Origin of the sequence: Clostridium sp. (assembly GCF_021443865.1) — a bacterium.
In the GTDB taxonomy this organism is placed as follows: domain Bacteria; phylum Bacillota; class Clostridia; order Clostridiales; family Clostridiaceae; genus Clostridium.
On record NZ_JABUTB010000095.1, the window covers coordinates 1 to 7,953 of the forward strand.

Below are 7,953 nucleotides of genomic sequence, written 5' to 3' on the forward strand. Positions count from 1 at the left end.
TATATGTTATTTTAAGACCAACTCCTTATATATGTGCTGAATGGGAGTTTGGTGGACTTCCAGCATGGCTTTTAAAGGACAAAGGAATAAAGCTTAGAAGTACAGATGCTAATTTTATAGATAAAGTAAGAAATTACTACAATGAATTAATACCTAGGTTAGTTAAATATCAAGTAACTCATGGTGGACCAGTTTTAATGATGCAAGTTGAAAATGAATATGGCTCTTATGGAAATGAGAAGGAATATTTAAAAATTATAGCATCAATAATGAGAGAAAATGGGGTAGATGTTCCCCTTTTCACCTCAGATGGAACATGGCTTGAAGCCTTAGATTCAGGAGCTTTAATAGAAGATGATATTTTTGTAGCTGGGAATTTTGGTTCAAAGTCAAAGGAAAACACTGATATTCTTAAGGATTATTTTAAAGAGCATGGTAAGAATTGGCCTATTATGTGTATGGAATATTGGGATGGCTGGTTTAATAGATGGGGTCAAGAAATTATTCGTAGAGATGCAATTGATTTAGCTGAAGATGTAAAGGAAATGCTAGAGATTGGAAGTATAAATCTTTATATGTTTAGAGGCGGAACAAACTTTGGGTTTATGAATGGATGTTCAGCAAGAGGAAATAATGATTTACCACAGGTTACCTCTTATGATTATGATGCTGTATTAACAGAATGGGGTAATCCAAGAGATAAATATTATGAATTGAAAAAGGTTGTAAAAGCACTTTATCCAAGTATAGAGCAATTTGAACCAAGAATAAGAGCTCAAAAGAATCTTGGTAAGTACAAAGCTGATGGAGCAGTAAGTTTAATGAAAATTGTTTCTGAAATATCAGAGGAAAACACTACTGTATATCCACAAGCTATGGAAAATTTAAATTGCAATTACGGATATATGTTGTATAGATCTAAAATCAAAAATTATAATCATGCTGAAAAATTAAAAGTTATTGATGCTGCTGATAGATGTAGTATTTATATAGATGAAAAGTTTGTAACAACTCAATATAAAGAAGAAATAGGTACAGAAGTTGAGTTTAACAGTGAAAATCAAATTATAAATGTTGATATATTAGTAGAAAATTTAGGAAGAGTAAATTATGGACATAAACTAAATTCACCTACGCAAAGAAAAGGTATAAAGGGTGGAGTAATGATAAATAATCATTTCCATAGTGGATGGACTGAGTATCCATTATCACTTAATGAGGAAATGGTAGCTAAGATTAAATTTGAAGAAAATACTTTAGATAAAGAAGATACTTTAATTAAGGTAGAAACTCCAATGTTTTATCATTTTACTGTTGAATTAGATAGTATTCATGATACTTTTATAGACTGTTCTAAATATGGCAAGGGTTGTATATTTGTTAATGGTTTTAATATTGGAAGGTATTGGTCTGTAGGACCTATACAATATTTATATCTTCCATCTGGTTTTCTTAAAGAAAAGAATGAGATTATTGTATTTGAAACTGAAAATATCCTAATAAATGAACTTGAATTTAGTGACAAGCCTATTTTTACTGATTTGTAATTAAATATATAGTTTAAGTTTTGAAGTAAATAATCACATAATATTTTATGGTTAAAGGGTATAGAGATTATTTTAAATTATTAAATGAGGAGAGGTTAATATGAAAAATCTAAATGAAGTTCTTGAAGAAAAAATGCTTCCAATTGCAGCTAAATTAGGTGCAAATAAAGTATTAATAGCAATACGTGATGGAATCACATTAAGTATGCCATTAATAATTATAGGTTCTTTATTCCTTGTAATAGCAAGCTTTCCAATTGATGCATGGACTACTTGGTTAACTACCATAGGAGTTGACTCTTATTTATGGAAGGGTGTTGATAGTAGCTTTGGATTAATGGGGTTAGTTGCAAGTTTTGGTGTTGCATATAGCTATGCACGTCAACATAAAGTTGATGGTGTTTCAGCGGGTATAATAGCATTATCTTCTTTCATAGTAGTAACACCTTTTGTAACTGGTGAAAATGGTGCTGGAATTCCAGTAGGTTACATGGGAAGTAAAGGCTTATTCGTAGCTATGGTTCTTGGTATAATTTCTGCTTTAATATTCCAATGGTTTATTAAACATAATATTCAAATTAAGTTACCAGATGCTGTACCACCAGCAGTTGCAAGAAGCTTTAGTGCTTTAATTCCTGGAGCTGCAATTATCACTTTATGGCTAATTGTTTTTGGAGTTCTTGATAAGATGAGTATTGGTAATATTCACGATGTATTAGGGAAAATATTAGGTGGACCTTTAGGATTATTAGGAAATAATATTTTCGGAACACTTATTGCAATCCTATTAAATAGTATGTTCTGGTTTGTTGGTATCCATGGTGGAAATGTTGTAAATAGCATTCTTAATCCAATTTGGTTAATGAACTCAGATGCTAATCGTCTATTATTCCAAGCTGATAAAATGGCTGAATTACCAAATATAATAACAATGCAATTTATAGATAACTATGTATTTATGGGTGGCGGTGGAGCTACACTTGGCTTAGTAATAGTAATTGCTATTATTGCTAGACGTAAAAATTCAAGTAAGATTAGTAAAACTATGGCTCCTTTAACTTTAACACCAGGTATATTTAATATTAATGAACCTGCAATGTTTGGTTTACCAATAGTAATGAATGTTTCATTATTAATTCCATTTATTTTAGCACCAATGGCTAATGCAATAATATCTTATGTAGCAATGGCAACAGGTTTAGTTGCTAAGACAACTGGAATTGCAGTTTCATGGACAATGCCACCAATCCTTAGTGGATTCCTTACAACAGGAGGACATATAAGTGGAGCAGTTCTTCAAATAGTATGTATAATAGTTGATATTTTAATATATTGGTTATTCTATAAAGCAGTAGAAAAACAAAATTTAGCTTTAGAATCACAAGAAGTTGAAGAATTAGTATAGCAGAAATTTGCTAGAGCAGAATTTAGAATTAATAATGAAGAATGAAAAATATAAAATGAAATAAAAAACTCATAAGGGAGTTTATAAAAGATAGATATAAAGATACAAATAGATAAATAGATAAAGTTATAAATAGATAAATAGATAAAGTTATAAATAGATAAAGTTATAAATAGATAAAGTTATAGATAAATGTATGAGAAACAGAAAAATAATAAGATAAAAATTTGGAGGAGTAGTTATGGGTAAAAGATTAATTAGTGCAAACGCTTCGGATATATTGCAAATGACCGCAGCAGAGTTGAAACAAAGTATTAAAGCAAGTGAAGGGAGAACCATTCTTTCAGAGAATGTGGCACCTAGGGAATCCTTTATCGGTGATATTACAAACTCTGAAATTGCTAGAGCTTTTGGGGCAGATTTAATTTTACTTAATGGTGTAGATGTTTTAAATCCAGAGATATTTGGAATAGATGCTAAAGAAGGAAACTTTGTAGATAAGTTACATTCATTAGTAGGACGTCCAATAGGAGTAAATTTAGAACCTGTAGATTTAGAAGCAAATATGGCAGAGGATCGCTTAGCAATAAGCAAAGGTAGACAAGCTAATGTTGAAACAATTAAAGAAATTGAAAGACTAGGTATGGACTTTGTTTGCTTCACAGGTAATCCAGGTACTGGAGTAAGTAATTCACAAATTGAAAAGGCAATTAGCTTAGCAAAAGAAAACTTTTCAGGATTAATTATTGCTGGAAAAATGCATGGAGCTGGAGTTGATGAGCCAGTTGCAGATATAAAAGCAATAGAAGCTTTTATTGAAGCAGGAGCTGATATCATTTTAGTTCCAGCAGTAGGAACAGTACCAGGCTTTGATGATATGGATTTAAAGGAAGCTGTTAAAACTGCCCATAGCAAGGGAGCACTTGTATTAACAGCCATTGGAACTAGCCAAGAAAGTTCTGATGAAGATACAATTAAGCAAATTGCAATACGTAATAAAATTTGTGGAGCAGATATTCAGCATATAGGTGATGCAGGTTATGGTGGAGTTGCACCTTTTGAAAATATCTTTGCTATGAGTAAAGCCATTCGTGGTGTACGTCATACTGTTTCAATGATAGCAAGATCAATCAATAGATAAATTGGAAAAATTTGTTCCTCTGGGGAAGGGTTATGGATACTGGAAAAATTTGTTCCCCTGGGGAAGAATAAAGACTTATTAATAAGTTTTAAGGAGGAATTATCAATATGAAAAAGACAATTATGTTAGTATGTTCAGCTGGAATGAGTACTAGTTTACTAGTAACAAAAATGCAAAAAGCAGCTGAAGATAGAGGACTTGAAGCAGATATATTTGCAGTTTCAGCTAGTGAAGCAGAGGATCAATTAATCAATAAAAAAATTGATGTATTACTTTTAGGACCACAAGTACGTTTTATGAAGGGACAATTCGAAGGGAAAACTACACCACTAGGGATTCCACTAGATATTATCAATATGGTTGACTATGGAACAATGAATGGGGTAAAGGTATTAGATCAAGCTATAAAATTAATGGGTAATTAGTTGTATAGTTGTTAACTTAAGAAAGGAGTGTTTATTATGGAAGAACAAATGAACTTAGATGTAATTATGCAATTAATTATGTTTGGAGGAGATGCAAAAAGTAATGCAATGGAGGCTATCCAAGCAGCTAAAACTGGAGATTTTGAATTAGCTAAAGCTAAAATTGCAGAGGCAGGAGCTTCACTAACTAAGGCTCATCATTCTCAAACAGAAATGTTAACTAAAGAAGCTCAAGGGGAAAGAACAGAACTTTCATTATTAATGGTTCATGGACAAGACCATTTAATGACATCAATAGCCTTTACAGATTTAGCAAAAGAAATAGTAGAACTATACGAAACTATTAAGAAATAAATTGGTAAATAATTGGTCCCCAGGGGAAAATTGAATTAAGAAATGAACTTTATTAGAGGTTGCTTAGGCAACCTCTTTTTATTTTAGCTTTGATGATTTTTCTCAAGAAGAATATAATATCTTCATTATTTATGGAATTATATTCCAGAAAAATGTATAATAAAAAATATATTATCTATGAAGTATGTAATTGTATTATTTAATGTTTTATTAATAATGCTAATTTGGTGATATTTGGAGGGGAGTTGTAAATTATATTAAGGGAATGGGGCAAACATTTCCTATGATTTTTTTTATTTTACAAATCCTTGTAGTATTAATACTACAACAAATCTATATTATGAAAATATAATAATCAATTTAGAATATTATTATATTGTTCATTATAATAAGGGGGGTATATATATGAAAGAACTGGATTTCAAATTTTGGTCAAGGGTTCGTAGATTTGTATTTTTAGTGTTGTTTATAGTAGGAATTATACTTATTTTTAACACAACAACATCTATTGTTAATAATGCTGGATTTGATAATTTGACAGGAATGTCAAGATCTACAGATAAAAGAATTGCATATTTACTAGTTTCTTTATTTGGATTTGTAGGATATTTTGTAGAAACAATACTTGAAATAAAATATAAGGATATTAAAAAAGAAGATATTAATTAATATTGAGCTATCAGGAATAATTGAGTTATGTAAAGTATGTAATTGTATTATATTACAAAATAAATAAGTTATAAGTAAAGCAATACTTATAAGATTGTGAGGCGTTATAATGGCAATTGATAATTTTTATGTTAGCATTTTACCAAGTCAGGTAGTTAAACTTGTTAGTGAGAAGTTTGATGGTAATGTCTTGGATACAGAATTTTATGAACTAGATAATGATAAATCTATCTATATAACTACCTATGAAAAGTATTTCTTTAGAACTAATAGTAATGGTGCTATCATTCTTATATGTGATGATACTACTAATATTACTAAGGTTAAACTAATTACATCAGGAACTGCATCAGGTTTAGCTTCTATAGACCTTGGGTCTGCAGATAAGCTTATATCTAGTATTAGAGAAATTCTTTATAACTATATTATCTAATCTATTATTTAAACTATTACGAATTAATTTATAGATATAAAGAGATATTTAGTAAAATTCATAGGGGGGCATACTATGAAAATATGTCTAGAATGTAAATCAAAGTTGAAAGTATCTGAAATTCTTAAATCACAATTTGGAAAAGATATGAATAATCTTAATCTATTGAAAACTATAAATATTTAAGGGGTGAGAGATTAAGGTGAAAATAAGAAAAGTTTATGCAATATTGTTAGATAATCAGTAGATAGTTATCATAGCATTTAGTATGGTGATGTCCTTATTTTTATAGAGTATTCTATGTGAAAGTGAGTTTTTCAAGATTGAAATGGAATATATTCACAAATAATGTTACTATAGAGATAAATAGGTAAATTAGAGTAGGGTTATATACTTTAATATAAGAAGATATATGAGGTGGAAAGTCTTTCTATTTATATCTAAACTATTGGATAAATAAGAGTTTCATTAGATAAAGGAGTGAGTACACATGAGAAATGAATATAAATATCTAACTATATTTTTAATTCTAGGATTTGTTATGGGTGCTTTTATAGGAATTCTTTTATGGAGAGTATTAAATTTTAATTCAGGATTTAGTATTAGCACTAGTGCAGGATTTGGAATGTTGATTGGTATTGTTATTGGTTCTGTAATAGATTATAGAATTAATAAAGAAAGTAAATAAACTACAATTCATCAATTAGGATCTATAAAGAATTAGACTAGAACATTAAATATATTCTTCCTGTAGTTTTATTCTTTATCATTTTTAATTCTCTTAAATAATAAATTAGTCATAGTATAATTATATGGTTAAATGGATAATAATTCTATAAATTATATAAATTAGGATAATGATAATGATATAATTGTATTAAATCACAAGGGTTGGAGGGGTTATTATAAAAAATAAATATAAATTAATTACTATATTAATAATATCTGTAATAATAATTTCAATATTTATAATGGTTAATAGTAAGGGGAGATATGGAAAAATAGAAGAGGCTTTGAATATTGATGAAACTAGTAGTATTCAAATAATTCATGAAGAGCTAACAGATAAAGGAAGTATTGTCTTTGGTATCAGTTCAAATAATTCCAAAGAATATCTTAGCACAGTTTTTCTTAGTAAAAATTTATTTGGATATAAGGTGCTATATAGTGGAACTTCTTCAATTGATAGAATTGAAAAAAGAGATTTAACAGCTCAATATTTTCCTGCTATTAAGGGAAGTTCCTTGCCAATATATTTTGGAGTAATATTCAATGATGAGATAAAGTCAGTTAATGTAAAAGAAAGTAATAGCCCTGAAATGAAAGAGGCAAAAATAATTGAAGCTGGTGGCAAGAGAATTTGGCTTGTGTATATGAGTGGATTTAAAGGTAATGAATTTAAGGTTCTTGGATATGATGGTAATGGGGATTATATTTATGTCTTTGAGGATACTTTTCCATGGAAGGTTGAACAAAAACCTGGTAAAAGTCCATATAAATAATATGAATTTCATAATTAAACTTCTAGATAGTAATTGTTTTAATTACATGCTTTATATCAGTATGTACTTTCCTATATTATATTTGAAAAGGAAGAGTATTAGAATAAATTTATATATAAGTACTGGAAATAAATGGACCCCAGGGGATTTACAAATCCCCTGGGGTCCATTTATTTCCAGTAGGTAAACTAAATATTATAAATTTTTCTAATAAATAGGCATCATTTGGATAATATTAGCATACTATATTTTAAATTCAATTAATAATTAATATTAAAAAGAAATAATTACACAATAGGGATATATATCAGAGTGAAAAATTATATAAGAATAATATTTTTATTATAGTATTTAGAACGATATTTAAATATTACTATTTTATAAAATATATGAATGGAGAAAAATAGAATGTGGAGAAATATAGAATATGGAGAAATATAGAATATGGAGAAATATAGAATATGGAGAAATATAGAA

9 protein-coding genes are annotated in these 7,953 nt (G+C 28.7%); all 9 read left to right on the plus strand.

Features of this window, described 5'->3' with window-relative positions; all coding sequences use genetic code 11:
* Positions 1–1,547: beta-galactosidase (locus HUJ77_RS13350; RefSeq protein WP_291709409.1), on the plus strand; the 1,547-nt coding region annotated here is incomplete at its 5' end.
* 100 nt (positions 1,548–1,647) lie between these two features.
* On the plus strand, positions 1,648–2,952 hold the full coding sequence (locus HUJ77_RS13355; protein WP_291709411.1) for a PTS sugar transporter subunit IIC: 1,305 nt from the start codon (positions 1,648–1,650) through the stop codon (positions 2,950–2,952).
* A 241-nt stretch (positions 2,953–3,193) separates the two neighbouring features.
* Positions 3,194–4,093, plus strand: coding sequence for a haloacid dehalogenase-like hydrolase (locus HUJ77_RS13360; protein ID WP_291709413.1), 900 nt, complete (start codon positions 3,194–3,196; stop codon positions 4,091–4,093).
* Positions 4,094–4,200: 107 nt separating this feature from the next.
* The gene (locus HUJ77_RS13365; RefSeq protein ID WP_291709415.1) at positions 4,201–4,518 is read left to right on the plus strand and encodes a PTS sugar transporter subunit IIB; all 318 of its coding nucleotides are present in this window, start codon (positions 4,201–4,203) and stop codon (positions 4,516–4,518) included.
* Positions 4,519–4,554: 36 nt separating this feature from the next.
* Positions 4,555–4,872 carry a PTS lactose/cellobiose transporter subunit IIA gene (locus HUJ77_RS13370; protein ID WP_291709417.1) on the plus strand — a complete coding sequence of 106 codons (318 nt, stop codon included), beginning with the start codon at positions 4,555–4,557 and terminating at the stop codon, positions 4,870–4,872.
* Between the two features lie 405 nt (positions 4,873–5,277).
* Entirely contained in the window at positions 5,278–5,541 is a 264-nt protein-coding gene (locus HUJ77_RS13375; RefSeq protein WP_291709419.1) for a hypothetical protein, read from the plus strand.
* Positions 5,542–5,650: 109 nt separating this feature from the next.
* Positions 5,651–5,974, plus strand: coding sequence for a DUF6054 family protein (locus HUJ77_RS13380; RefSeq protein ID WP_291709421.1), 324 nt, complete (start codon positions 5,651–5,653; stop codon positions 5,972–5,974).
* Between the two features lie 490 nt (positions 5,975–6,464).
* Positions 6,465–6,662, plus strand: coding sequence for a hypothetical protein (locus HUJ77_RS13385; protein ID WP_291709423.1), 198 nt, complete (start codon positions 6,465–6,467; stop codon positions 6,660–6,662).
* Between the two features lie 325 nt (positions 6,663–6,987).
* A complete protein-coding gene (locus HUJ77_RS13390; protein ID WP_291709424.1) occupies positions 6,988–7,476 on the plus strand; it encodes a hypothetical protein in 489 nt (162 codons plus the stop codon).
* Positions 7,477–7,953: the final 477 nt, after the last annotated feature.